This is a genomic window from Komagataeibacter xylinus NBRC 15237, from assembly GCF_001571345.1.
Taxonomy (GTDB): Bacteria; Pseudomonadota; Alphaproteobacteria; order Acetobacterales; family Acetobacteraceae; genus Komagataeibacter; species Komagataeibacter xylinus.
This window is the reverse complement of record NZ_BCTP01000005.1, coordinates 113,466-138,986: the sequence shown is the minus strand read 5'-3', so window position 1 is coordinate 138,986 and position 25,521 is coordinate 113,466. Positions and strand designations below refer to the sequence as shown.

Sequence of the window (25,521 nt, the reverse complement as noted above, 5' to 3'; positions counted from 1 at the left end):
TCCTCCGTATCGTTTTTCGGATATAAGCACGCCTAGATGAGCCGCATGTCTTTACAGCACGGGATTCTGGCCAAGCTGCGTCCCACAACCATGGACCGCTACCTGCTGCGGCAGGTCGTGCCGCCGTTTTCCATCGCACTGGGCGTGGTCATGTCCGCCCTGCTGCTGGAGCGGCTTCTGGTGCTGTTCAACATGCTGGCTGCCAATGGCAGCTCCATGAAGACATTCTTCGGCCTGCTCAGCGACCTGATCCCCCATTACCTGGGGCTCGCACTGCCGGCGGCCATGTGCGTGAGTGTGTTTTCCATTATCCGGCGCATGAGCGCCAACCATGAAATTGATGCCCTGACGGCCAGCGGGGTCTCGATCTTCCGCATCTGCCAGCCTTTCGTGCTGACGGGGGCGGTCTTTGGCGTGCTGGCCTTCTCGCTCTATGGCTTCATCCAGCCTTATGCGCGCTATGACTACCGCTCGGCCTTCTATTTCGCCAGCCACGCGGGCTGGACGCCGCACCTGCAATCCAAGATGTTCGCCATATCAGATGACATCACGCTCACGGCCGAGAGCGTGGATCATGCGGGATCGCGCCTGTTCCATGTCTTCATCCGTGACCATTCGGACAAGACGCACGTGCGCTACATTACTGCGCAGAAGGGTTACCTGTTCAATCCCGCCGATGGCTCGCGCATGCGGCTTGACCTCGTCGACGGCACCATCGTGACCGATACGCCCGACAAGCCCCCCACCATCACCGGCTTTACCCGCACCACGCGCCTCATTTCCGGCGAGGCCAAGCTTGATGATGAGGCCTACCGCAAACGCGGCGAGACGGAACGCGAACTGACCGTGCCCGAACTGTATCATGGCCTCCGCCACGGCTATCCCGGCATCAGCCGGTCCTACATGCTGGCCGAACTGCATTTCCGCCTTGCACGCACGGCCGCCATTCCGTTCATTCCCATCCTGGCCTGCGCGCTTGCGGGCGTGCGCAAGCGCCAGAAGGGCAATCCCGGCCTGGCCATTGCCGCCATTACGCTGGTCAGCTTTGACCACACGCTGCAGATGGGCATGAGCTTCGTCGCCAACATGCACATGTCGCCACTGCTGGTCATCTGGCTGCCTACGGTCATTTTCGCCGCAGTGTGCGTCGGCATGCTGATCCGGCAGGCTGGGGGGCTGCGCACCCTGCTCTCGCCGGGGCCGCGCCTGCCGCCACGCCAGCTTTCGGCGGATGGCCTGCCACGACGCATGCAGGAAAAAGAGGCATGAAGCGCCGCCTGCGCCTGGCCAGCGGCACGGTCCTGCTCGGGTATCTCTCGCGTGAGTTGCTGGCCAAGGTGTTCACCACGGCCATCATCGTCGTGGCGCTGATGGAAATCCTGGCCCTGCTGGAACAGGTGACCGAAATCATGCACCGCCACCTTGGCCTGTCCGGGGTGTTGTACTACGCGGTCATGCACCTGCCGCTCCTGTTCGGCAATGCCATGCCCATCGCCGTGCTGATTGGTGCGCTGCTCACCCTGCTGCAACTGACGACATCGAACGAAATCTCGATCATGCGGGCGGCTGGCCTGTCCACCCCGGGGCTGATCAAGCTGTGCCTGCCCACCATCATCGGCCTCGGCGTGCTGTGCGGGGTGGTCAATGACCAGATCACGCCACGCTCGGAGCAGCACCTCGCCGAGTGGTGGAACGCCTCGACACCCGACGCCGCGACGACATGGCACAACTACTGGCTGCGCACCCACGATGACCTGATCCGCTTCAACTACCTTTCCCATGGCGGGCAGGTGCTTGGCGGGGTCTCGGTCTATCACCGCGACCACCAGAGCCTGCTGCAGAAGGTCACCACCCTGAGCGACGTGCATTACGTGCATGGCCACTGGTATGGCACGCCCACGCGGGTGGTGAGCGTGATCAGCCCGACCCACGTCGAACTGCTCGACACACCCGAGCAGTCCGTGCGCCTTGACTGGCCCGATACGCTCACGCCGGGCTACGTGATGCAGATTACCGTCAGTTTAACCCAGTCCATCGGCACCATGCTGGCCGAGCAGAACGATACCATGCCCTCCAGCCAGTCGCCCTCGTTTTTCATAACCGAAATACTGGGACGCATCATGTTACCGGTCACGTTCGCGGTAATGCTGTTACTCGCCGTGCCGGTGGTCTATATCCCCCCCCGGGCTGGCACGCGCAGTTGGTTACCCATATGGTGCCTTGGCGCGGGCCTGCTGTTTGTCGTGTTCCAGGGGCTACTCCGCGCGCTTGGCAATGCGGGAACATTGCCCTCGCTTATGGCGATATTCGTCGGGATCCTGATTTTCATCCTTGGCGTCATCACCGTGCTACTGAGGATCGAAGAGCGATGATTACAAATACCCTGAAGAACAGTTCCATCCGCACAGGCCGTAGCTTCGACCTGGGCAAGATGAACCTGTCCCAGCTCTGGATTGCCTACCTCACCTACCCCACCATCATCCTGTATTTCGTGCTGGCCATCGCCAGCTACGCGGTCATGGTTTACGCCTACACGTCGTTCGTGCCGGTCGCCATCAGCATCGCGGCGGTGGTGCTGGTCTACCCGCTGGTCTGGTATGGCATCCATCGCTTCATCCTCCACGGGCGGTTCCTTTACCGCATGAAATGGAGCGCCACCCTGTGGAAGCGCATCCACTTCGATCACCATCAGGATCCCCACCTGCTTGACGTGCTGTTCGGCTCGCCGCTCAACACCGTTCCCACCATCGCCATCGTCACCATTCCCATCGGCTACGCCATTGGCGGGCTGGCGGGTTCGGGTGCCGCCTTTGGCGCGGGGCTGACCATTACGTGCATCTATGAATTCTTCCACTGCATCCAGCACCTGAACTACAAGCCGCGCATGCGCTGGATCCAGTTGATGAAGCAGCGCCACGTGCTGCATCACTTCCATAATGAGAACGGCAATTACGGCATCACCAGCTTCGTGGCCGACCGCATCTTCCACAGCTATTACCCCGATGCACGTGGCTGCCCGCGCAGCCCCACCGTGTTCAACCTTGGCTATGACATCGAGGAAGCCCATCGCTACCCCTGGGTGATGGAAGAGACCGGCTCCCCCCCGCGTGACCGCCCCGATGGCGCCAACACCACCCGGAACGCGGCGTGAGCACGGGCATGGCGTTGAATGTTCTCATCCTGGCGGGCAGCAGGCCGGGACGGCCCGACCCCATGGCGCAGGCGGCAGGTATTTCGCACAAGGCCCTGCTGCCGGTTGGCGGCAGCCCCATGATCAGCCGGGTCATAACGGCCCTCCAGTCGGTCGAGGCCATTGGCAAAATCGCCATCTGCATCGAGCGCCCCGAGGTGCTCGCGGGCATCGTGCCCGACAACGTGACCTTCATCCCCCCCGCCTCCGGGCCGAGTTCCAGCGTGATGAAGGCGCTGGACACGCTGGGCACGCCGCTGCTGGTCACCACCGCTGACCATGCCCTGCTCGAGCCCGCCTGGGTGCGCAGCTTTGTGCAAAAGGCGCAGGAGAGCGGGGCCGACGTGGCCGCAGGCATTGCGATGGAACGCGATATCCTGCGCGATGTGCCCGGCACCAAGCGCACCATGATCCGCCTAGCTGACGGCGCTTTCTCGGGCTGCAACATGTTCCTGTTCCGCACGCCTGCCGCGGCCGGCGTGATCCGGCTGTGGCAGAAGCTCGAGGCCGACCGCAAGAACCCGCTTAAAATGGCGCGCACGCTTGGCCTGGGCATCCTGCTGCGCTTTGTGCTGCGCCGCCTGACCCGCGCGGATGTGTGCCGCCGCATCGGCCAGCTTTCACACGCGCGGGTGGCCATGATCGAGCTGCCCAACGGGCGCGCCGCCGTGGATGTGGACAAGCCAGCCGACCTTGAACTGGTCACGCACCTGCTCGCATCCCACCCCCTGCCCGCGGCCTGATGCCCACGCCCTGACGCCATGCACCGTCCATCCGCGCCACAGCTTCAGTCCGCCATTCGCACGGGCGTCAGCCAGATGTGCCGGATGCATGGGTGGGCGGTCCTGCATGAATTCGTCCTGCCTGATCGCAGGCGGGCCGATATCATGGCCCTGACACCGCAGGGCGACATTCTGTGCATCGAGATCAAGTCCGGCCTGCCGGATTTTCGTGCCGACCATAAATGGCCCGATTACCTGCAATGGTGCGACCAACTCTATTTCGCGGTCAACCAGGACTTCCCCCAGCACATCCTGCCGCAGACCGCCGGGCTCGTGATCGCTGCCACCCGCCCTTTCGCCACGCAGGCGGCCACCTGCATCGACTGCGCCATCCTGCGCCACCCGCCGCGCAGCCCGCTTGCCGCCGCGCGCAGGCGCAAGCTCACGCTGCAATTTGCCATACAGGCCGCCGAACGGCTGGGCCGGGTGGACATGCCGCAGGTGGAACATGCGGTGAAAACGGCGTTACGTGTAGAATAGTAGAGTGTTCCACAAGAAAGGTTACCCATGTCACAGGCCATCCTGACCCGTTTTGAAGCCGCCCGCTCCGTCGTGCGCGATGCCGCAGCCCTCGCCATGAAAATGCGCCCCGCCCCTGGTGGCCCCAAGGGCACCCAGAAAAGCGCGCAGGACTGGCTGACCGAAACCGATGGCGCGGTAGAGGCCTTCATCTCCGGGCGAATCGGCACGCTGTTCCCCGAGGATGGCTTTCAGGGCGAGGAGGAAGGCCGCACCCGCACCGGCAGCCTGCGCTGGGTGGTGGACCCGATCGATGGCACCTCAAACTACGCGCGCGGCCGCAATCGCTGGTGCATCTCGCTCGGCCTGATGGATGGCGACACCCCCGTGGCCGGCATCATCGAGGCCCCGATGCTGGGCGAGACCTATACGGCGGTAAAGGGGCATGGCGCATTCCTTAACGGCGCGCGCATCCAGGCCTCCCCCGTGACCGACCCCGCCACCTCCCTGATCGAGATGGGCTGGAGCAACCGGGTGCCGCCGGGCGTGTTTCAGGAAAAGATCGACGCCATCCTGAACCTTGGCGCCATGCCGCGCTCGGGGGGCTCAGGCGCCATTGCCCTGGCTGAGGTCGCCTGCGGGCGGCAGGACGGCTATCTGGAAATTCGCATCAACCTGTGGGATGTGGCAGCCGCCCTCGTGCTGCTGGAAGAAGCAGGTGCTAAGGTTTCACCCTTCCTGCGCGATGGCGGGCTGGAGGATGGCATCCATATCCTAGCCGCGGCCCCCGGCATTGCCGATGCCCTGTCGCAGGCGGTGGGGGTCTCCCTTAAATAACGGCAATATAGGGCTGGATCATGCCACGCAGGCTTGCCTTGAGAGCCATGATTCAGCCATGAACACAGACCACTCCAGTGCACGGACCGTTTTGTTGGATCAGCCGTGACGAATCGGAAAGGGAGCATGGGTTTGCACAAATTTCATCTCATCAGGACGTCACTCGCCACGCTGGCCCTGATGATGCCGCTGCACGCCGCGATGGCCGCCAGCATGGAAGAAGAACAGAGCCTGGTGGACCGCGCCACGCTGACCGTGCGCGACATGTTCTCAGGCGCCACGGCGGGCAGCAAGGTTACCCGTTACCTGGCCGAATCGCGTGGCGTGATGGTCTGCCCCTCGGTGTTCCGCATGTCGATCGCCTTTGGTGGCGGCGGCGGCGGCTGCGTGTTCCTGACGCGTGATGCCCATGGCTCCTGGTCCGACCCCGCCTTCTACCGCATGTCATCGGCCAATTTTGGCCTGCAGCTCGGCATGCAGGATGTGCAGGTCATGCTGTTCGTTATGACGGATCAGGGCGTACAGTCGCTGCTCGATAGCCAGATGAAGCTGAGCGCGGATGTCGGCACGTCCTTCGCCTCATCAGGCTCGGGGCTTGAAGCGGGCACGGCGGGCGAGCACAACACGTCCATCAAGGGCGTGCAGAAATCCAAGGGCCTGTTTGCAGGAGCCGCCCTTGGTGGCTCCAAGATGCGGGTCAACAGTGCCGCCAACCGCGCCTATTACAACCAGATTGTAGGGCCCGAGGATATTGTGGTGTCCATGCGGGTGAACAATTCGGGGGCTGACCCGCTGCGCTCCGCCCTGACCGAAGTGCTGGCCACCGCGCAAAACCGCCCGGACAAGAATGGCCAGACCAGTAATACGACGACGCAGGTCCAGCAGCCGATTGCAACCGCGCCGTCTGGCTCGGTGAGCAGCCAGAGCCTGCCTGCTCAGTAAGAAATTGCCTGCAAATCAGGAGAGTGTTCGGGTGCCGCCTTTTTTAAAAGGCGGCATTTCTTTTGAAGCCTGTTGAAAAAAGCTTCATCAGACACTTTCAGTCACTGCTGCGCGGGCTGGCCCCCGGCTGCACGCCTGCTGGCCCGGAAGGCCGCGACGTGGCGATTATGGTCATCGAGCGTGCTGGTAAAATCATGTCCGCCCAGACCATTGGCCACGAAATAAAGCTGGTCGCCCTGAGCCGGATGGGCGGCGGCATAAAGGGCTGCCATGCCAGGCGAGCAGATAGGCCCCGGCGGCAGGCCAGCAATCACGTAGGTATTGTAAGCCGTAGGCTGCTGCAGGTCGGCATGCGAGAGCGCATGCCCCAATGGCCCTGCCCCCTTGTTCAGCCCATAAACCACGGTCGGGTCGGACTGAAGCCGCATGCCCTGGTGCAGGCGGTTGAGGAACACGCGCGCCACTACGGGGCGTTCGGAGGCGATGGCCGTTTCACGCTCGATCATGGAGGCCAGCACCAGCAGGTCGTGGCGGTTGACGATGGCCGGATCCACCACGCGGCCTTCCCATGCCTGATCAATGGCGCGATCCATGGCGTGCTGCATGCGCGCCAGCATCAGCGCGCGCGGCATGCCCCATTCGTAATCATAGGTCAGCGGCATGACCGACCCCTCATCTGGGAAGGGAAAGCTACCATCCATAAAGGGCGCGTGTTCCAGCAGGTTGGCGATCTGAATGGCGGAGAGTCCCTCCGGCACGGTCAGCCTGTGCACGACCGGTTTGCCATGTCGCAACACCAGCAGCACCTGATGGATGGAGGCATGGGCGGGAAAGACCAGTTCGGCGGCATGAAACGCGCCGTCTACCCGCGTCAGCACGGTAGCGGCCTCGAACACTTTCTGCGCAAGCCAGCCCTGCTCGATGATACCTGCGGCCTGCAGGCTGGTCAGGACCAGCCCGGTTCCGCCATGGGGCACGAGCTGCGTGCGCTGCTGTGCCAGCGGGCCGGGGGCATTGTACTGCCGCACCCCCATGAACAGGGTGCCAAGACCTGACAGCACCAGCACGAGAAATGCCAGCCCACATACCGCCAGAACCCTGCGCACGCCCGCTCCTTCGCCCTATGCCTGAAATAAAAAGGGGCGCCCTCAGGCGCCCCGGTCCTACACGCCGCGCAGGATGATGCTGGCGTTGGTGCCGCCAAAGCCGAAGCTGTTGGACAGGATGGTGTCGATCTTGCGCTCCTGCGCCGTGTGCGCAACCCGGTCGATCACGCTCTCGCGTGAGGGATTGTCGAGGTTGAGCGTGGGCGGGGCCACATTGTCACGAATGGCGAGGATGGAATAGATCGCCTCGACCGCGCCTGCGGCACCCAGCAGGTGACCCGTGGCCGATTTGGTGGATGACATGGCCAGCTTGCGCGCATCATCGCCAAACAGGCGCTCGACGGCATCAAGCTCAAGGTCATCGGCCATGGTGGAGGTGCCATGGGCGTTGACATACTGAATGTCGGCCGTGGTCAGGCCCGCGCTGCGCACGGCGTTCTGCATGGCGCGGAACGCGCCTTCATGGCCTGCGGCCGGAGCCGTGATGTGGTGCGCATCGCCCGACATGCCATAGCCAATCACCTCGGCATAGATTTTCGCACCGCGCGCTTTCGCGTGCTCGTATTCTTCGAGCACCACGATACCGGCACCCTCACCCATCACGAAACCATCGCGGTCACGGTCCCACGGGCGGGAAGCCTTTTCCGGTGCGTCGTTGAAGTGGGTGGACAGCGCCTTGGCGGAGCAGAACCCCGCAATGCCCAGCGGGCACACGGCGGCCTCGGCACCGCCAGCCACCATCACGTCGGCATCGCCGAGCATGATCATGCGCGCGGCATCGCCAATGGCGTGCACGCCGGTGGCGCAGGCGGTGACGACCGAATGGTTCGGCCCCTTGAATCCGTATTTGATCGAGACATGCCCGGAGACCAGGTTGATCAGGGCGGACGGAATGAAGAACGGCGAAAGCCTGCGGGCCCGGCCTTCCTTTACCGTCACGGATGCCTCGTAAATGGTCTGAAGACCGCCGATGCCAGCGCCGATCATGACACCGGTCCGGCAGCGATCCTCTTCCGATTCCGGCTTCCAGCCTGAATCCTCGACCGCCTCGGTGGCCGCGACAAGACCGAGATGGATGAATCGGTCCATCTTCTTCTGGTCCTTGACGGGCACCCAGTCCGAAAGGGTCAGGCCGCCACTTTCCGTAGGCCCTGCGGGCACTTCGCCCGCAACCTGCGCGGGCAGGTCAGAGGCATCGAACGATGAGATACGGCCAAAGCCGTTCTCTCCGGCCACGATACGCGACCAGTTGCGCTCAACACCCAGTCCGAGTGGGCTGACCATACCCATACCGGTTACGACAACGCGCCGCTGTCCAGACATTGATCCGGTAGACTGCATCAACCCGCCCTGCTTCCTGAAAGTAACGATACCTGACTGAATTCGTAATAACTATTGATCGACAAACGGGTCGATCAGGCAGCTTTCTGCTTCTCGATGTAGTCGATCGCGTCCTTCACGGTCGTGATCTTTTCAGCTGCATCCTCGGGGATCTCGACGCTGAACGCTTCCTCGAACGCCATGACCAGCTCGACCGTGTCGAGGCTGTCGGCGCCCAGATCGTCGATGAAGGAGGCATCCGGGGTAACCTTGCTTTCGTCAACACCAAGGTGCTCGACTACGATCTTCTTAACCTTATCGGCGATTTCGCTCATCTGTCTCTGCTTCCTGTCTGCCCCTGAAGAAACGGGCGGTTCGAAACGTGTTCGTCCTGTAACGTCCCTGCAAACCGATGACGTACACCGGCCCGCTTCGGACGAAGCTGCGGGCGATTAGCACGGTTTTGATGCAATAGCCAAGGCGGCGTTTGCATTTCCTGTCCGCACGCCCCGCAATTAAGGGGACAGCTGGGCTGTCAGGACTATCTTTTTTGTCACTTCAGGCCCGCTGTCCAGCAAAATATCACATTGCTCAGACCATCGCCATGCCACCATTGACATGAAGCGTCGCTCCCGTGACCCATCCGGCCTCGTCCGATGCCAGATAGACCACCGCGGGTGCAATGTCACCGGGCTGGCCCATGCGGCCAAGCGGAATGGCGCTGACGAGCTTTTCCTTCTGCGCTTCAGGCAGCACGTCGGTCATGGCGGTCTGGATGAAGCCCGGCGCCAGCGTGTTCACGGTCACGCCACGGCTGCCTGCCTCCTGCGCCAGCGACTTGCCCATGCCGATCATGCCCGCCTTGGCGGCGGCGTAGTTGGCCTGGCCTGCATTGCCCGTCACCCCCACCACCGAGGCGATGTTGATGATGCGCCCCGCCCTGCGGCGCAGCATGCCCTTGAGTGCCGCGCGGCACAGGCGGAAGGGGGCGGCGAGGTCCACGTCGAGCACGCGGCTCCAGTCCTCGTCCTTCATCCGAATCGCAAGCGTGTCGCGCGTCAGCCCCGCGTTGTTGACCAGAATGGCCAGCGGCGCACCTGCCTTTTCCTCGGCCGCGGCGACCAGCGCGTCGGCCGCCGTGGCATCCGACAGGTCAGCGGGGCAGACATGCAGGCGGTCAGCACCACCCTCGGCCCCGATACTGGCCGCAACCTCCTCCAGCACCGCCTGGCGCGTGCCTGACAGCACGACCGTGGCGCCCTGCGCATGCAGCGCGCGCACGATCTCGCGCCCGATTCCCCCCGATGCGCCGGTCACCAGCGCTACTTTTCCATCCAGCCTGAACATGAGCTGTCCGTTCCCTTCGGTATCCATCAATCAGAATGCCCCCGGCACGCGGGCCGGGGGCGTTGTTTCAGCGCGTGGCCAGATAGGCTTCGATATCAGTCGGCGTGCCGACCGAGCGGGTGGCGACATCGCCATTGATGCGCTTGACCAGCCCCGCCAGCACCTTGCCCGAGCCGATCTCGACAAAGCTGTCCACCCCCATGGCCACCATGGCGTCCACGCTTTCGCGCCAGCGCACGGTGCCGGTAATCTGGCGCACCAGCAGGTCGCGGATCGTGGCCGGGTCGGTCACCTTGGCTGCCGTCACGTTGGCCACCACGGGCACGACGGGAGCCTTGATCGTGGCCTCGTCCAGCGCCTCGCGCATGGCCTCGGCGGCGGGCTCCATCATCGAGCAGTGGAAGGGAGCGGAGACCGGCAGCTTGAGCGCGCGCTTGACGCCCTGCGCCTTGGCCAGGTCGATCACGCGGTCGATCGCCGCCATCTCGCCCGCCACGACCACCTGGCCGCCGCCATTGTCGTTGGCCACTTCGATGACCTGTTTGTGGGCCCTGCCCGCCTCATCGGTATAGGTCGCGGCCTCGGCGCACAGGCTGGCGGCGCGCGCCATGTCCATGCCCACGCCAATCAGCGCCGCCATGCCGCCCCTGCCCGGCGGCACTGCGGCCTGCATGGCGTTGCCGCGCAGGCGCAAAAGGCGGGCGGTCTGGGCAATGCCCAGCGCGCCGGCGGCGGCAAGGGCCGAATATTCGCCCAGCGAGTGGCCTGCCACCAGGGCTACGTCGCGCCTGAGGTCCACGCCGCCTTCGCGCTCGAGCACCCGCAGCACGGCCAGCGAGACGGCCATGAGCGCGGGCTGGGCGTTGTCGGTGCGGGTCAGGTCCTCCATCGGGCCTTCGAACATGAGTTTGGAGAGATGCTGGCCCAGCGCCTCATCAACTTCCTGAAACACTTCGCGCGCCGGGGCGAAGGCCTCGGCGAGATCACGCCCCATTCCAACTGACTGACTTCCCTGACCGGGGAAAACAAAGGCTTGCACAGGCATGACTTCCATCCAGACTAACTATGGTTCTTGGGTTCATCCGCGTGATGCGGGCTGGGGCGGGCAGTGTCAATCACCATCACGCCCGGCGCGGAGCCGGTGGATTGCCAGCAGCAGCACATCCCACGGCAGGGCCGCGACCTCGCGCAGGCGCCAGAACCACCGCTTGCGCCAGCGCCGTGCGGCAGGCACGGGTGGCGGCGGCACGCGCACCACCTGCCAGCCCATCATGCGCATGAGCACAAGGCAGCGTGGCAGGTGATAGGCGCTGCTGGCCACCGCGACCGGCCCTTTATACCCGCGCTGGCGCAGCAGCCGGGTGCAGGCGACGGCAGAGGCCAGCGTGTCAGGCGCCGTGCCTTCCACCTGCACGGCATCAGGGGGCACGCCCGCGGCTTCCAGCATGGTGGCCATGACATCCCCCTCCCGCAGGCCCGAAGGGCGCGAGAGGCCGCCAGTTGGCATGTACAGCACCGGCGCACGGGCCACGCCAAAGGCATGCGCGGCCGACATCCGCAGCCACAGGGTGCGGCCCGGCGTTCCATCAGGCTGGAGCCTTGCGCCGAATATGACGATGGGCAGCGGCGACTGTGGCATGGTCCCTCAGGCAGGCGCGCGCAGCAGCACCCGGTTGAGCGATTCCAGCGTGGTGAACATCTGCGCCCAGATCCTGGCAAAGCGGCTGGCCGAGACACCCCGCGTTTCCATGATGGCGGCAAGGTCGGCCACCGTGCGCTCGCCATCGATCAGCGGCAGGATGCCACGCGCCTGCGGCGGCAGGGCAATGGCGACCTGAAGCGTGCCGAACGCGAAGGGTAACCGGTCATCGCCCCCCATCATGCGGGCGAGTTCAAGGCCAGGAATCTCGCGCATGACGGGCACGGCATCTGGCGCAGACGGGTCGGCCCGCACAACCGGCTCGCTCCCACGGCGCACATAGGCGACATGGGTGGCCATGTTGCCTGCCACGTCCTCCGCCACGGCCTGGCGGGCGCGTTCGGGCAGGGCCGCGATCCGCTCGCGCAGGCGTGGGTCGGGCAGCAGCAGGGCCGGGTCGTAGCGGGCGGGTTCCATCAGGCAGCTCGCCGCAAGCCCCGCGCGGTCGAGCAGGGCGTGGAAGGCGGTTATGTCATAGGCCCTGTCACGCGGGTTGAGCAGCAGGTCATACAGCCCCGCGTCGCCCCCGGTCAGGTGATCGCCAAAATTGGTGTTCTGCCGCAGCCAGGCGGTGGCGGGCAGATGGCGCATGACGCGGCGGGCCACGTCCAGCCGCCCCTTCGGGGCCTCATCCACCGGGGCAAGGCGCTCAAGGGCATCTTGCAGCATGTACACGCCCGTGCGGCCATAAGGCGCATAGACCATCAGCCCCATGCCGCCACCAGGTGCCAGCACGCGTTCGAGGGCTGCAAGCCCCGCATCGGGGTCGGGCAGGTGATGCAGCACGCCGCAGCAGTCGATGTAGTCGAACGGGCCGGGGGCCACCTGCGCGATATCGGTCAGGTCGCCACGCACGAAGCGCATGTTCTCCAGCCCGCGCGCTGCCGCGCGTTTGCTGACAATGTCGAGTGCCGTGGGCGAACGGTCGAGGCACAGCACCTCGCCCGGGCGGCCGGCACGCGCCATGTGGGTGGCCAGCATGATCGCGCCATCACCCGTGCCGCACCCCGCCACCAGCACCCGCAACGGCTGCGAACGCGGGCGGGTGGCGCCAAACACCCAGTAATCGATCTCGCGCAGGTGGCTGGGGCTGCCGATCAGCAGCCTGCTCTTTTCCTCGCGCGGGTCGCGGGCGGGATAGGGGTAATGCTCGTACTGGGCCACAAGCCCGGCATCACGCCCGTCATGCGGGGCGGGAATGGCGCTTTCATCGCGGGTCATGACAGGCCTCAGCGCGGCAGCAGCTTGCCGCGCTGCCAGGCCTCGGCGGCGTCTTCAGCGCTCATACCTTCAAAGCGCATGGCATGGTCAAGCGCGCTGACCACCTTGTTGCCCAGCGTCAGCTCATCAAGCTCGTCGATCAGGTCGCTATCCATGTCGCCACGAATGGCGGAACGCAGCAGGATACGGGCATCCTGCTCCGCGCCATAGCTGCCCTTGGGGTCATCAAGTGCGAGCAGCTTCTGGCCGTAATGCACGAAGGAAGGCTGCCAGGCGGGAATGATCTCGGGCAGGCTGCCCTCGAGCACGTGGGCCGCGTGGTCATAAGCCTCCGTGTCGGGGCGCGCGGCGATGGTGTAGCCCGCCCCGGTCAGGTTATAGGCGGCCACAACCTGGCGCACCCGGTCGAGCAGCGATGCGGGGGTCACGATCTCGCGGCTGACGGGGCAGTCGGCCGCGGCAAGCCCGGCAACCGAAGTCACGCCCGTGGCGGCGGCCTCGGGCACGCCCCATCCAAAGACGGGACGATAAAGCTGCCCGAAGGCTTCCATGCCCAGTTCGGGGGCCAGGAAGGCTGCATCTACCTCAGGCAGCCAGGCCGAGACGAACAGGTCCACATCGCCACGGCGCATGTGCTCGATCATCTCCGCGCGCGGAGCAACGACGTATTCGATTTCCAGCTCATAGGCTTCAAGCACGCGAGCGACAGCGGCGGCAGAGGCCTGCTGCACGGTTTCATCAAGGTGCCCGAGGGTCACGGTGGTCATGTAGTTTCACTCCTTGGTGGCAAGTGTGCCCGGCCCGTCAGCCCTGCTGCTGGGGAACCTGCGCCGCGTGCCCGGTCTGGACCGGCGCCTGGCGCTGGGGGTGCGCGGGTGCAACGGCATAGTCAAATACGAGGGTGGTGACGATATAGGGTGCGGCGAATTTCTTGAAGGCTTCATGCGCGGGGTCGAAATAGGCCGGGTCGGTCACGACCGGGCGGCCCACGTAATAATTGCGATCCCCCTCCGAGCGGAAGGTGACCACGAAGCCCTGCTGCAGCCCGTCATCCACACCCTCGCCGCTGATCTGGGCGCCGGTCTCGATCGAGACCACCACGGGCGAGCCATCCTCGCGGCGCGACGTGCGGGCCAGCGCCATGAACCGGCGCACCACCTCGGCACGCTGGTCATCGGTAATGGTGGGCAGAAAGCGGAACAGCACGATATGGCGCACAAGGCCACGATGAAAACCCGCCGAGGTGAAGCGCAGCAGCCCCACCTGCGAGGCCATGAGCCGTTCGGCGCGCGTGGCATCGCTGACCGGTGGCTCAGCAGGCGCTTCCGCCGCGCTGGCCGGAGCGGAAACCGGGGCGGCGGCTGGGGCTGGAACCGGGGCCACAGGAGCGGCTGACGCCGGGGCCTGAGCCGGAACCGGGGCCGCAGGAGCGGTTGATGCCGGAGCCTGAGCCGGAACCGGTGCCACAGGAGCAGTTGATGCCGGAGCCGGGGCCACGGTAGCGTCCGGGGCGGGCGTTGCAGGCGCGTCATCGGCCCACGCGGCTCCTGTCATGAACAGGCAGCCCGCCGCGATGATGGCAGCCTGTCCCGCCCTGATGTCACGCACCTTCATTCAGTCTTCATTCCTTTCATGCGGCAGCCTGGGGTCAGGCGGCTGCGGTCATCCGCGCGAATTTGCGCTGGCGCATCATGAGCAGGTGATACACCGCACTGCTGATCAGCCCGCTCAGCCGCCCGTGGGGCGTCCAGCCAATGGTCTTGAGAATCATGGCCGTGACCCGCACGGCATGGCGTGGCTTGTACAGCCGCAGCGCGCGCGACATGTAGGCCGCAATGCAGCGACGGTGGTCATAGGGCATGGAGGCGGGCTCGTTGGTGGTGTGGAAGGCGGAGGCCAGTTCGTCATCCTCGCTTTCCGTCACCCGGCCCAGGGCGATGCGGGTGCGCTGCCATGCGCCCAGGCGCTCACGCCGCAGGTAGCGGTGCATGTGGTCATAGAACAGCTTGAAATGCCGGTATTCATCGGCTGCAATCTGCTTGCATATGGCCTTGAGCAACGGCTCGTGGGTGGCATCGGCCAGCGCGGTGTAGAAGGAGGACGTGCCCGTCTCGACCATGCAGCGCGCGATCAGCTCCCCCGTGCGTGAGCCGCGAATGGAGGCACCCACCTCAAGGTCGAGGCTGTAGGCTTGCCGGTAGCGGGTGAAGGCGGCCATGTAGTCCCAGCTCGGGTCGGCCAGCATGGCCCAGCGGCCCAGCGCATCACCGTGCTGCACTTCCTCCACCGCCCAGTTATCCGCCGCACGGGCAAAAGCGGGATCATCGGCAAAGACATTTTTCAGGTAGCGGGCATAATCAAGGCCATTACGCTCCACGACCGAGGCCGCCTTGATGACGGGTATCATGTCAGGGTCCACCCGTTGCGGGTCGAAACTGTTCCAGTTCATCTGTTCAATGCGCCAGTGTTTCATCGCAACCTGCTCTTGTGCTTTTTCTCCATGAAGGCCCGCCCAGCGCGCCATTGATGAAGAGGACATGACACATGTTTCATGTTTACGCCAATCCTGACACCATCCCACCCCTGTCATTGCGCTGCCAAATCATGCTAGTGGCCTAGCCCGACACCGCCAATAAGAACGACAGATTGGGTCGCCACATGAATATTCATGAATATCAGGCCAAGGCGCTCCTGCGCTCCTACGGCATGCCCGTGCCTGAAGGACATGCCGCCACCACCGCCGATGAGGCCACCGCCGCGGCAAAGGCGCTTGGCGCGCCGGTTACCGTGGTCAAGGCGCAGATCCACGCCGGTGGGCGCGGGGCCGGGCATTTCGCGGGCAAGCCCGAGGGCAAGGGCGGCGTGCGCCTCGCCCGCGCCCCCGCCGAGGTGGCGCAGGCCGCCAACGCCATGCTGGGCCAGGTGCTTGTGACCAAACAGACCGGGCCTGCAGGCCGCCTCGTGCGCACGCTGTATGTCGAATCCGGCTGCGACATCGCGCGCGAGCTGTATTTTTCCATGCTGGTCGACCGGGTGACCGGGCGCCTGGTCATTGTCGCATCCCCTGATGGCGGCATGGAGATCGAGGAGGTCGCGGCCCGCACGCCCGAGCGCATCTTCAAGGAATATATCGACCCCGCGAAGGGCCTGTGCGACTACCAGTCGCGCGAACTGGCCGTGCGCCTGGGCCTGAAGGGCCGCGAGATCCGCGCGTTCCAGAATGTGGTGCGCGCGGCCTATACCGCGTTCACCGGCCTCGATGCCGCCATTGTCGAGATCAACCCGCTGGTCGTGACCGGCGCGGGTGACCTGCTCGCCCTTGATGCCAAGATGTCCTTCGACGAGAACGCGCTCTACCGCCATCCCGAGATTGCAAAGCTGCGCGACGTGCACGAGGAAGACCCCCGTGAGCGCGAGGCGGCGGAATACGGCCTGGCCTATGTGGGGCTGGACGGCAATATCGGCTGCATGGTCAATGGCGCGGGCCTGGCCATGGCCACGATGGACATCATCAAGATGGAAGGCGAGGAGCCTGCCAACTTCCTCGATGTTGGCGGCGGCGCAACGAAAGAGCGCGTGGCTGCGGCCTTCCGCATTCTCATCGGCGACCCCAAGGTGCGCGGCATCCTGGTCAACATCTTTGGCGGCATCATGCGCTGCGACGTGATTGCCGAGGCCATCATCGCCGCCTCGCACGAGACCGGGCTGAACGTGCCGCTGGTGGTGCGCCTGGCGGGCACCAATGTCGATCGGGGCAAGGCGCTGCTGGCTGAATCCGGCCTGACCATCATCCCCGCCGATGATCTGGGCGATGCCGCCCGCAAGATCGTAGCCGCCGTCCGTAACGCGGGAGCCTGAAGCCCATGTCCATTCTCGTCAACAAATCCACCAAGGTGATCACGCAGGGCTTTACCGGCGCGCAGGGCACCTTCCACACCGAGCAGGCGCTGGCCTACGGCACCCACATGGTCGGCGGCGTGACCCCCGGCAAGGGCGGCAGCGTGCATCTTGGCCTGCCGGTGTTCGACACCGTGGCGCAGGCGCGGGCCGCAACCGGGGCTGATGCCTCGGTCATCTACGTGCCGCCCGCCGGTGCCGCCGATGCCATCCTTGAGGCCATCGCCGCTGGCATCGGGCTGATCGTGTGCATCACCGAGGGCATTCCCGTGCAGGACATGGTGCGCGTGCGCGCCGCCCTCGAGCAGTCGTCCAGCCTGCTCATCGGCCCCAACTGCCCCGGCATCATCACGCCTGATGAATGCAAGATCGGCATCATGCCCGGTCCCATCCACCGCCGTGGGCATGTGGGCATCGTCTCGCGCTCGGGCACACTGACCTATGAGGCCGTGGCCCAGACCACCGCCATCGGCCAGGGCCAGAGCACCTGCGTGGGCATTGGCGGCGATCCGGTCAAGGGCATGGACTTCACCGACGTGCTCGCCCGCATGATCGAAGACCCCGACACGCATTCCATCGTCATGATTGGCGAGATCGGCGGCACGTCGGAAATCGACGGGGCGGAACTGATCCGCGCGAGCGGCACGCACAAGCCGGTGGTGGGCTTCATTGCCGGCGCCACCGCCCCTCCCGGCCGCCGCATGGGCCATGCGGGCGCCGTGATTACCGGCGGGCACGAGACCGCAGGCGCCAAGATCGAGGCCTTGCGCGCGGCGGGCATTCATGTCGCCCCCAGCCCTGCCGAACTGGGCACGACACTGGCCCGCGTGCTCGGCTGACCCCCGCTTCCGGCGATGGCCCCATAGTAATAAAAGAGTGGCCATCGCCGGTTTTGTATGGCACAGCCGGAAGCGTTTTTTCCACCACCCGCCAGAGGACCAAAGCCCGATGCCCGATGGGAGCAGCCCGGATACCCTGCCCTTGCATGGCGCCGCCATGCCCCCCGTCCGCACGGACTGGACGCGCGATGAAGTCGCGGCCCTCATGGCCCTGCCCTTCCCCGACCTGATCTACCGTGCCCAGACCGTGCACCGCGCGCGCTTTGACCCCACGGAAATGCAGATCTCCACCCTCCTGTCAATCAAGACCGGCGGCTGCCCCGAGGACTGCGCCTACTGCCCGCAGAGCGCCATGCATGAAGATGGTGGCGTCAAGGCCAGCCGCCTCATGGCCGTTGAGGAAGTGCTGAAGGAAGCCCGCGCCGCCAAGGCCGCGGGTGCCGCGCGCTTCTGCATGGGGGCGGCATGGCGCAGCCCCAAGGAGCATGACCTCGAGACCGTGTGCGCCATGGTCGAGGGCGTGAAGGCGCTGGGGCTGGAAAGCTGCGTGACGCTGGGCATGCTCGACAACCGTCAGGCCCACAGGCTCAGGGATGCCGGGCTGGATTACTACAACCACAACATTGATACCTCGCCCGAATATTATGGCGACATCATCTCGACCCGCACCTTCCAGGACCGCCTCCATACGCTGGAGAACGTGCGTGACGCGGGCATCAATGTCTGCTGTGGCGGGATCGTGGGCATGGGCGAGGACAGCACCGACCGCGCGGGCATGATCGCCACCCTGGCCAGCCTGCCCCGCCACCCCGAGAGCGTGCCGATCAACATGCTCGTGCGCGTGGAAGGCACGCCCCTGGCCGATAAGGCCGAGGCGGTTGACCCGATCGAATTCGTGCGCACCATCGCCGCGGCCCGCATCACCATGCCCGCCAGCCGCGTGCGCCTTGCCGCAGGCCGCGAGGACATGACCGATGAAGCCCAGACCCTGTGCTTTCTGGCAGGGGCCAACTCCATTTTCTATGGCGAGCGCCTGCTGACCACGCCCAACCCCGCAGCCCTGCGCGACCGGCAGTTGCTGGACCGGCTGGGCATGCATACATCCCACAAACAGGGCTGAACCCGACGCGGCCGGGCGGGGACCGGCCGGGGCATTTTCCCATGCTGGCCCCTGTTATCTGGCCATGTGCATTACGAAATCTGGAACATGTCCTATACCGTAAAGGAAATCTTCCCCACCCTGCAGGGTGAGGGCGCACAGGCTGGCCGCACTGCCGTATTCTGCCGCTTTGCAGGGTGCAACCTGTGGAGCGGGCTGGAGCGCGACCGCGCAAAAGCCATCTGCCAGTTCTGTGATACGGATTTCATCGGCACGGATGGCGCAGGCGGTGGCCGCTTTGCCGATGCCGATGCCCTGGCGGACGCCATTGCCGCGCAGTGGCCCGGCCCGGATAGCGCGCGGGCCTTTGTGGTCTTTACCGGCGGCGAGCCGCTGCTCCAGCTTGATGCGGCGCTGATTACAGCCATCCATGCACGTGGCTTTGAAATCGCGGTGGAAACCAACGGCACCCTGCCCGCCCCCGCAGGCATTGACTGGCTGTGCGTCAGCCCCAAGGCCGGTGCGGCACTGGTGCAGAAATCGGGGCATGAACTCAAGCTGGTCTATCCCCAGCCCGACCTGCTGCCTGAGCAGGTGGCAGGGCTGGATTTCGGGCAGTTCTGGCTCCAGCCCATGGATAATGCGCACCGCAACCACAACACGGCGGCAGCGGTTGACTACTGCATGCGCCACCCGCAATGGCGGCTGTCGCTCCAGACCCACAAGCTGATCGGGATCCCCTGACCATGAGCGTTTCCCCTCCTCCCTCCTCAAGGCCCGAGAATGAAGCAGCCCTGGTCCTGTTTTCCGGCGGGCAGGATTCAGCCACCTGCCTGGCATGGGCGCTGGCGCGGTTTGGCCGGGTGGAAACGCTGGGTTTCGATTACGGGCAGCGCCACGCGGTGGAACTGGAATGTCGCGCCACGCTGCGCGATGGCATGGCGCGGCTCAACCCCACATGGGCACAGCGCCTCGGCGCCGACCACACGCTGGACCTCGCGGCCCTTGGCACCGTGTCAGACACGGCGCTGACGCGCGAGGCGGAAATTACGCTCACCGAGGGCGGACTGCCCAACACCTTCGTGCCCGGCCGCAATATTATTTTCCTCACCTTTGCCGCAGCCCTGGCCGCGCGCCGCAATATCCGCCACATCGTGACCGGCGTGTGCGAGACGGATTATTCCGGCTACCCCGACTGCCGCGATGACACGATCAAGTCCCTGCAGGTGACGCTCAACCTGGGCATGGCCAGTCATTACATCCTCCATACCCCGCTCATGTGGATCGACAAGGCGCAGACATGGGAGCTGGCCGCTCAACTCGGCGGCGATGCGCTGGTGCACCTGATCAACCGCGAGAGCCATAGCTGCTACCTCGGCACGCGCGGCGTGATGCATGAATGGGGACATGGGTGTGGCACATGCCCGGCCTGCCTGTTGCGCAAGGCGGGGTGGGAGCGGTTCATGGCACAGAAACACCATGTTTGAACTGGTTTTCAGCCGTCGCTTTTCCATGGCGCACCGGCTGCTGGCAGGTGGCAGCGAGCGCTGCGCCCTGCCGCATGGGCATAATGAATATGTGCGCGTGCACCTGCGCGCCACAAACCCCGCACCGCTTGATGGCCGGGCCAACATGGTCCTGCCCTTCGAACGCGCCAAGAAGGTATGGCACGCCTTCATAGACGGGCATGTCGATCACGCCCTGCAACTGGGCGACGATGATCCGCTGCTGCCATGGTTCCGCCAGCATGAACCCCGGCGCGCCGCCCGCATCCTGATCACACCGGGCGACCCTACGACCGAGATGCTGGCCTGCCTGCTCATGGCCAAGCTGAATGCCTTCCTTGCCGCCGACGGCGGAGCACTGACCTGCGCCGCCATCGAAATAGAAGAAACACCTACCAACACGGTCCGTTACACCGGCGATCCGCTTGCGGTCCTGCCTCAACCCCGCCCTGCTCCCCGGTGCTGGTGGCGGCGCGCGGATACGACCATAGCCGATACCTGACCCTCCCTACCCTGAAAGGCCCCGTTTTTTACATGTCAGCACTCGCCCGCTACCGCCACGAATGGTTCGGCAACATCACGCGCGACACTCTGGCCGGGATGGTCGGAACGTTCGCGCTGATCCCCGAAGTCATCGCGTTTTCCTTCGTAGCGGGGGTGGACCCGGCCGTTGGGCTTTATGCCTCCTTTGTCATCAGCGTGGTCATTGCGTTCACGGGCGGGCGGTCGGGCATGATCTCGGGGGCCGCGGGCTCGGTGGCGCTGGTCGCGGCGGCGCTGGTGCGCGGGCATGGCGTGCAGTACCTGCTGGCGGCCACCCTGCTGTGCGGCCTGTTGCAGGTTGTGTTCGGCATCCTCAAGCTTGACGTGCTCATGCGCTATGTCTCGCGCCCGGTGCGCACGGGGTTCGTCAACGCGCTGGCCATCCTGATCTTTTCAGCACAGCTACCGCACATGTTGCATGTCACGTGGCATACCTATGCCATGATCGCGCTGGGGCTTGCCATCATCTACACGGTGCCGCGCTTCTTTAGCGCCATCCCCTCGCCGCTCATCTGCATCGTGGTGCTGACGGTGGTGGCCGTGGCCTGCCCCATGCCGCTGCACACGGTGGCTGATCTTGGCCGCCTGCCTGACAGCCTGCCGCATCTGGTCCTGCCTGATGTGCCATTCTCGCTTGATACGCTGGGCATCATCGCACCCTACGCCCTGGCCATGGCCAGCGTGGGCATGCTCGAATCCATGATGACCGCCCGCGTGGTCGATGACCTGACCGATACCCACAGCAGCAAGAAACAGGAATGCATGGGCCTTGGCGTGGCCAATATTGCAGTCGGCCTGTTTGGCGGCATTGCAGGCTGCGGCATGATTGGCCAGACGGTGGGCAACCTGCGCTATGGCGGGCGGGGGCGGCTTTCCACCTTCGTGGCGGGTGCGTTCCTGCTGCTGCTGATGGTTGCCCTGCGCCCGTGGGTGGCGCAGGTGCCGGTGGCGGCCCTGGTTGCGATCATGATCATGGTTTCGGCCAGCACGTTCTCATGGGGCTCGCTGCGTGACCTGGCGCACCACCCGCGCACGACCAGCATCATCATGCTGGCCACCGTGGCAGTTGTGGTGGGCACGCATGACCTTGCCGCGGGTGTTGCCGTGGGCGTGCTGCTCAATGGCCTGTTCTTCGCCTTTCAGGTGTCGAACATGCTGTCGGTCACCAGCACCCTTTCACCCGATGGCCTCAGCCGCACCTATATCGTCAACGGGCAGGTGTTCTTTGCGTCATCCGACGGATTTACCGATGCATTCGACCTGCATGACGCGGCGCGCGACATCACCATCGACCTCACCCACGCCCATCTGTGGGACATGACCGCAGCTGGCGCGGTGGAAGAACTGGTGGGCCGGATGAAGGCGCAGGGCATGCAGGTGCGCCTGACCGGGCTGAACACGGCCAGCGCCACGCTGATCGAGCGTCATACCGGGCTTGAAAACCTGAACTGAAAAAGCGCTGGCAGGAGGGCATGGCCCCTCCTGCTACGCCAGATTCTGACCCGTTAGGCCCTGTGTCATGCAGGCGGGATGATGGCCGCCTGCGGCCACCGGTCACGGCAGGGAATGAGAGAGCCATACCTGCATGGGCCATGATCCGGATATCGCATGTTATCGCCACCCGGAGCCTTGCTGGTCCGATCAGTTCCTGCCTGATCTAAGGATTCACCGCCCTGCCGCCTCATGCCGCGCTGCGGGATGCGCGGTTCATTCCGGCCCGGAAGCTGCGCTGGGCGGCTGCGCAACGGGCAGCGATGGCCACAGGGCTGGATCGGACAATTTTTCGATCGTGACTGCCGCAAGTTCCTGCGGCGTATGCTGGTCAAACCTGAACCACTTCGCCTTGAGATACGTATCCTCCGGGGTAATACGCTCCCTTTCGCGCGTAATGTGCCACGCCGTCACCTTGCGCGGCGATATGAACTCCCCCCAGGCCATCGTATAGCCCTGTGTCGCGCATCGTGCCACCTCCAGCACATATCCGCCACCACGCAGATCGAACTGGAAGGTCAGCAGGTCGATTGCATCGGGACCGGGGCGCCGAAAGTGGGTCAGAGATCCCCTGAACCCCTGTTGGCGCAACCATGGTACAACGCTGGCCTTCAGTTCACGGTCCATATCCGCGCGGGTATAGGTCATCTGTCTACCCTCGTGCATAGAGGGTGTGCGCCCCGGTCGCCATCAAGTGGTTATTTCGTGCTTTTTGCTCTGCCCGTGGCCGAAGTCGTGGTGGGCACGGCAAAAGGATCAGCCACCGTAGCCGTGCCCGCAAGCTTGGCCCACTGGTCAGCCGCCGTCGTATCACCCGCCTGTCGCGCGCTCTGGCTGGCGCGGGCATAAAGCTCGGCCGCGGCCTGTGCATTGCCTGCCTTGGTCGCCGCACGGGCAGCCACGCCGAGGGCGCGGGCCATGTCACGGTAGTGCACCTGTGTCTGGCGGATGGTCGCGGCCTGCAGCGCATCCTGCCACGCGGTCTGGGCGCTGCCGCCGGTGGCGAGCAGGTTGCGGGCCGCCATCTCCTTGGCGTCGGCACTCCAGCTATCGGGCAGCTTGCCGGTCAGCGTCTCGAAATATGCCGCGACCGAGGCAAGTGTCGCGCTATCCCCGCTTTCATCGGCAATCAGCCCACGGATGAACTGGCCTTTCTCGGCAATGTCGGGGTCCTGCGCGCCTGCGGCAAGGGCAGCCTGTTGCGCGGCTTCCGCCTCGCGGCCCAGCCGGTGCAGCGCACCGGCCTGCACCAGGTCCAGCCCCGTATCATCCGTCGTCTGCCCGCGCAGCGCCACCGCAGCACGGGTTGAGGTGATGGTGGCCAGCGCATCCTGCGGCCTGTTTTCATCAAGCTGCACGGTGGCCAGATTGTAGCCTGCATCGCCTATGGCCGTAACGTCATCGCGCGCCACGGCACGTTGGCCTGCCGCGCGGTACTGCTGCTCGGCCACCGCAAGGCGGTCAAGCCCCACGGCATCGTGCCCGGTATCCATGTCCTGCGACAGGGTGCTGTCGGTCGGCGGCGCGGGCTTCTGTGCCCCACCGCAGGCGGCAAGGCCGATGACCAGCCCTAGTGCCGCGTAGTTTTTCTTCATCTTCATGGCTGCACCTTCTGCGCGGGGAGACGGGCATGGCTTTTCTTTACCTTGTTGCCGCTACCGCCCAGCAGCCACATGCCCCGCATCTGGTCAACCAGCTTCTGCAGGCTGGTGGCCGTGGTCTGGGCCTGCACCAGAAGGACCGGCAACTGCTGGCTGGCATCCTTCAGGTTGGCGGTAATGGCGGGCGAAGCGTTGCTCAGGTCGCCCGTTGCCTTCTGCACGTTGCTCATCGAGGCACTGGCCTTGTCCATCACGGTGCCAAGCTGCTTCTCGATCGGGGTCAGCTGGCTGACCGTGGCATCAAGGCTGGTGATCATCTGTTCCGCCTGGCGGATCAGATCATCATTGGTCATGAGCCGCCCGATGGAACCCTTGCCCGCATGCATGTCGGTAATGGTGGCATCGAGCGTTGCCATCATGTGCTGGGCGTTATCAAGAACCGGGATCACACGGTCGCGGATGTCGCTGAAGGTCTGGGTAATGGTATCAGCCGGGTTGGGCGCGTTGGTGGCGCTGAGCACGGCGTAGCTCCAGTCCAGCTTCTCGCCCGCGCCACGCGAGATGTCGATATAGCTCGCCCCCGCCACCACGAAGCGCTTGCGGATGATGGCCGTGCTGTCATGGCGGATATAGGGCTCGATGTCGGGGTCGATCTCGGCAACGGCGTACATGCCGCCCGAGGGATTGATGCGCACGCGGCGCACCGTGCCCGCATGGATGCCCATTACCTCAAGGTCATCGCCAACGGAAAGGCCGCTCACCCCATCTTCAGGCAGCACGATGCGCAGTCGGCCCGCGGGCGTAAGCCAGTCACGCAGTACGCCGGCCTCGATCACCGCGCCAAACAGGATGATCAGGGCGACCAGAACGAGGATACCCACCCATTCATCGGCGTAACGGACGCGCACAAGCTGCCGGATTCCGTCTGACTGTTGTTTCTGCACCATTACACCACCCGCAGGGAAAAAAGACCTTCGTCGAGAAGGCGCATGTGGATATTCACCGCCTTGCGATATTCATGCCACGCCGCAGTGGAGCGGACGAACCACAGCACCCCGCAGCCACGGTCGCGCGCGGCGGTCATCGTTTCAAAAAACGGCAGGACCGTCTCTTCTGGCAGCATGTCGGAAATATCTTCCAGTATCAGCAGGTCAGGCCGCCCCATGAAGGCGCGCACGCAGGCCGCCCGCGCCAGATCCGCGCCTGAAAGCCGGTCTGGCGCGGTAATGGGCAGGCCGGGAAAGCCGAAGGTATGCCCAAGCTCGGTCGCGCGCCGGACCACATGCTCGAACGGGTCGGTCGTATGGTACAGGTGTGGCAGCATGATGTTGAGATGCGTGCCGAACAGGCTCAGCCAGCTGCCATGGCGCGCGATACGGCCAATACGCCCACGCAACGCGTTGAGCTGGCGGTCATACAGCGTGCTCCAGTCCAGCCCCATGAACTTGATGCTGCCCTGCGTGAGCGGGATCATGCCCGTGCACATATCAGCGAACATGGCGGCGCGCTCGAAGTCACGGCAGTCGATCACCGCGCATTCACCCGGCATGATGCGCAGGTTGTAGGGCGCGGGCATGAGGCCGCTTTCCTCGAACGAGGGCACGGCGTCGCGTAGTTCCAGCAGGGGCGCGTTTGCTGCCATG

The 25,521-nt window shown here is 64.8% G+C and carries 28 protein-coding genes; 14 read left to right on the top strand and 14 right to left on the bottom strand.

Annotated features, from left to right (window positions below):
- Positions 1–36: 36 nt before the first annotated feature.
- The 7 genes from GXY01S_RS03720 (at position 37) to GXY01S_RS03690 (ending at position 6,210) form a co-directional block, all read left to right on the top strand.
- The gene (locus GXY01S_RS03720) at positions 37–1,269 is read left to right on the top strand and encodes an LptF/LptG family permease (protein WP_061272035.1); all 1,233 of its coding nucleotides are present in this window, start codon (positions 37–39) and stop codon (positions 1,267–1,269) included.
- Entirely contained in the window at positions 1,266–2,372 is a 1,107-nt protein-coding gene (locus GXY01S_RS03715) for an LptF/LptG family permease (RefSeq protein ID WP_061272034.1), read from the top strand. The genes GXY01S_RS03720 and GXY01S_RS03715 overlap by 4 nt, the downstream gene beginning before the upstream one ends.
- On the top strand, positions 2,369–3,151 hold the full coding sequence (locus GXY01S_RS03710; RefSeq protein ID WP_061272033.1) for a sterol desaturase family protein: 783 nt from the start codon (positions 2,369–2,371) through the stop codon (positions 3,149–3,151). The genes GXY01S_RS03715 and GXY01S_RS03710 overlap by 4 nt, the downstream gene beginning before the upstream one ends.
- Before the next feature lie 8 nt (positions 3,152–3,159).
- Positions 3,160–3,933 (top strand): nucleotidyltransferase family protein, encoded by a 774-nt coding sequence (locus tag GXY01S_RS03705; RefSeq protein WP_061272057.1) that lies wholly within the window; start codon positions 3,160–3,162, stop codon positions 3,931–3,933.
- Positions 3,934–3,951: 18 nt separating this feature from the next.
- A complete protein-coding gene (locus tag GXY01S_RS03700; RefSeq protein WP_061272032.1) occupies positions 3,952–4,452 on the top strand; it encodes an MmcB family DNA repair protein in 501 nt (166 codons plus the stop codon).
- A 27-nt stretch (positions 4,453–4,479) separates the two neighbouring features.
- On the top strand, positions 4,480–5,268 hold the full coding sequence (locus GXY01S_RS03695; protein WP_061272031.1) for an inositol monophosphatase family protein: 789 nt from the start codon (positions 4,480–4,482) through the stop codon (positions 5,266–5,268).
- A 126-nt stretch (positions 5,269–5,394) separates the two neighbouring features.
- Entirely contained in the window at positions 5,395–6,210 is an 816-nt protein-coding gene (locus GXY01S_RS03690) for a lipid-binding SYLF domain-containing protein (protein WP_174520903.1), read from the top strand.
- Positions 6,211–6,311: 101 nt separating this feature from the next.
- Here GXY01S_RS03690 and mltG read toward each other — a convergent pair whose 3' ends face one another.
- From mltG to GXY01S_RS03640, 10 genes are all read right to left on the bottom strand, one after another.
- The gene (mltG, locus tag GXY01S_RS03685; RefSeq protein WP_061272029.1) at positions 6,312–7,316 is read right to left on the bottom strand and encodes an endolytic transglycosylase MltG; all 1,005 of its coding nucleotides are present in this window, start codon (positions 7,314–7,316) and stop codon (positions 6,312–6,314) included.
- A 57-nt stretch (positions 7,317–7,373) separates the two neighbouring features.
- Positions 7,374–8,657 (bottom strand): beta-ketoacyl-ACP synthase II, encoded by a 1,284-nt coding sequence (gene fabF / locus GXY01S_RS03680; RefSeq protein WP_082770707.1) that lies wholly within the window; start codon positions 8,655–8,657, stop codon positions 7,374–7,376.
- 74 nt (positions 8,658–8,731) lie between these two features.
- Positions 8,732–8,971 carry an acyl carrier protein gene (locus GXY01S_RS03675; protein ID WP_003618476.1) on the bottom strand — a complete coding sequence of 80 codons (240 nt, stop codon included), beginning with the start codon at positions 8,969–8,971 and terminating at the stop codon, positions 8,732–8,734.
- Positions 8,972–9,227: 256 nt separating this feature from the next.
- Positions 9,228–9,983 carry a 3-oxoacyl-[acyl-carrier-protein] reductase gene (fabG, locus tag GXY01S_RS03670; protein WP_061272056.1) on the bottom strand — a complete coding sequence of 252 codons (756 nt, stop codon included), beginning with the start codon at positions 9,981–9,983 and terminating at the stop codon, positions 9,228–9,230.
- Between the two features lie 67 nt (positions 9,984–10,050).
- A complete protein-coding gene (gene fabD, locus GXY01S_RS03665) occupies positions 10,051–10,977 on the bottom strand; it encodes an ACP S-malonyltransferase (RefSeq protein WP_061272027.1) in 927 nt (308 codons plus the stop codon).
- 117 nt (positions 10,978–11,094) lie between these two features.
- Complete coding sequence (locus GXY01S_RS03660; RefSeq protein ID WP_061272026.1) at positions 11,095–11,622, bottom strand: YdcF family protein; 528 nt, start codon at positions 11,620–11,622, stop codon at positions 11,095–11,097.
- Between the two features lie 6 nt (positions 11,623–11,628).
- Positions 11,629–12,903 carry a class I SAM-dependent methyltransferase gene (locus tag GXY01S_RS03655; protein ID WP_061272025.1) on the bottom strand — a complete coding sequence of 425 codons (1,275 nt, stop codon included), beginning with the start codon at positions 12,901–12,903 and terminating at the stop codon, positions 11,629–11,631.
- A gap of 8 nt (positions 12,904–12,911) precedes the next feature.
- Positions 12,912–13,670 (bottom strand): glycine betaine ABC transporter substrate-binding protein, encoded by a 759-nt coding sequence (locus GXY01S_RS03650; RefSeq protein ID WP_061272024.1) that lies wholly within the window; start codon positions 13,668–13,670, stop codon positions 12,912–12,914.
- 37 nt (positions 13,671–13,707) lie between these two features.
- Entirely contained in the window at positions 13,708–14,517 is an 810-nt protein-coding gene (locus GXY01S_RS17935; RefSeq protein ID WP_370664422.1) for a Dabb family protein, read from the bottom strand.
- Between the two features lie 34 nt (positions 14,518–14,551).
- Positions 14,552–15,376, bottom strand: a complete 825-nt coding sequence (locus GXY01S_RS03640; protein ID WP_061272022.1) for an acyl-ACP desaturase — start codon at positions 15,374–15,376, stop codon at positions 14,552–14,554.
- Between the two features lie 185 nt (positions 15,377–15,561).
- On the opposite strand from GXY01S_RS03640, the gene sucC reads away from it, so the two are divergent.
- The 7 genes from sucC to GXY01S_RS03605 all read left to right on the top strand — a co-directional run bounded on the left by sucC (position 15,562) and on the right by GXY01S_RS03605 (position 22,238).
- Complete coding sequence (gene sucC / locus GXY01S_RS03635) at positions 15,562–16,761, top strand: ADP-forming succinate--CoA ligase subunit beta (RefSeq protein WP_061272021.1); 1,200 nt, start codon at positions 15,562–15,564, stop codon at positions 16,759–16,761.
- A 5-nt stretch (positions 16,762–16,766) separates the two neighbouring features.
- Entirely contained in the window at positions 16,767–17,639 is an 873-nt protein-coding gene (gene sucD / locus GXY01S_RS03630) for a succinate--CoA ligase subunit alpha (RefSeq protein ID WP_061272020.1), read from the top strand.
- Between the two features lie 109 nt (positions 17,640–17,748).
- Complete coding sequence (gene bioB, locus GXY01S_RS03625) at positions 17,749–18,759, top strand: biotin synthase BioB (RefSeq protein WP_061272019.1); 1,011 nt, start codon at positions 17,749–17,751, stop codon at positions 18,757–18,759.
- A gap of 87 nt (positions 18,760–18,846) precedes the next feature.
- The gene (queE, locus tag GXY01S_RS03620) at positions 18,847–19,482 is read left to right on the top strand and encodes a 7-carboxy-7-deazaguanine synthase (protein ID WP_061272055.1); all 636 of its coding nucleotides are present in this window, start codon (positions 18,847–18,849) and stop codon (positions 19,480–19,482) included.
- 2 nt (positions 19,483–19,484) lie between these two features.
- Positions 19,485–20,225, top strand: coding sequence for a 7-cyano-7-deazaguanine synthase QueC (gene queC / locus GXY01S_RS03615; protein ID WP_061272018.1), 741 nt, complete (start codon positions 19,485–19,487; stop codon positions 20,223–20,225).
- A complete protein-coding gene (locus GXY01S_RS03610; protein ID WP_061272017.1) occupies positions 20,218–20,745 on the top strand; it encodes a 6-pyruvoyl trahydropterin synthase family protein in 528 nt (175 codons plus the stop codon). The genes queC and GXY01S_RS03610 overlap by 8 nt, the downstream gene beginning before the upstream one ends.
- Positions 20,746–20,777: 32 nt before the next feature.
- The gene (locus GXY01S_RS03605) at positions 20,778–22,238 is read left to right on the top strand and encodes a SulP family inorganic anion transporter (RefSeq protein WP_061272016.1); all 1,461 of its coding nucleotides are present in this window, start codon (positions 20,778–20,780) and stop codon (positions 22,236–22,238) included.
- 255 nt (positions 22,239–22,493) lie between these two features.
- On the opposite strand, the gene GXY01S_RS03600 is transcribed toward GXY01S_RS03605, so the two are convergent.
- From GXY01S_RS03600 to GXY01S_RS03585, 4 genes are read right to left on the bottom strand one after another with little or no spacing between them, the layout of a single operon-like run.
- Positions 22,494–22,925: a DUF4304 domain-containing protein gene (locus GXY01S_RS03600; protein WP_061272015.1), complete on the bottom strand. Its 432-nt coding sequence runs from the start codon at positions 22,923–22,925 to the stop codon at positions 22,494–22,496.
- A 50-nt stretch (positions 22,926–22,975) separates the two neighbouring features.
- Positions 22,976–23,878 carry a hypothetical protein gene (locus tag GXY01S_RS03595; RefSeq protein WP_061272014.1) on the bottom strand — a complete coding sequence of 301 codons (903 nt, stop codon included), beginning with the start codon at positions 23,876–23,878 and terminating at the stop codon, positions 22,976–22,978.
- The gene (locus GXY01S_RS03590; protein ID WP_061272013.1) at positions 23,875–24,825 is read right to left on the bottom strand and encodes an MlaD family protein; all 951 of its coding nucleotides are present in this window, start codon (positions 24,823–24,825) and stop codon (positions 23,875–23,877) included. Before GXY01S_RS03590 ends, GXY01S_RS03595 begins: the two co-directional genes overlap by 4 nt.
- Positions 24,825–25,520, bottom strand: a complete 696-nt coding sequence (locus GXY01S_RS03585; protein WP_061272012.1) for a P-loop NTPase family protein — start codon at positions 25,518–25,520, stop codon at positions 24,825–24,827. The genes GXY01S_RS03590 and GXY01S_RS03585 overlap by 1 nt, the downstream gene beginning before the upstream one ends.
- Position 25,521: the final 1 nt, after the last annotated feature.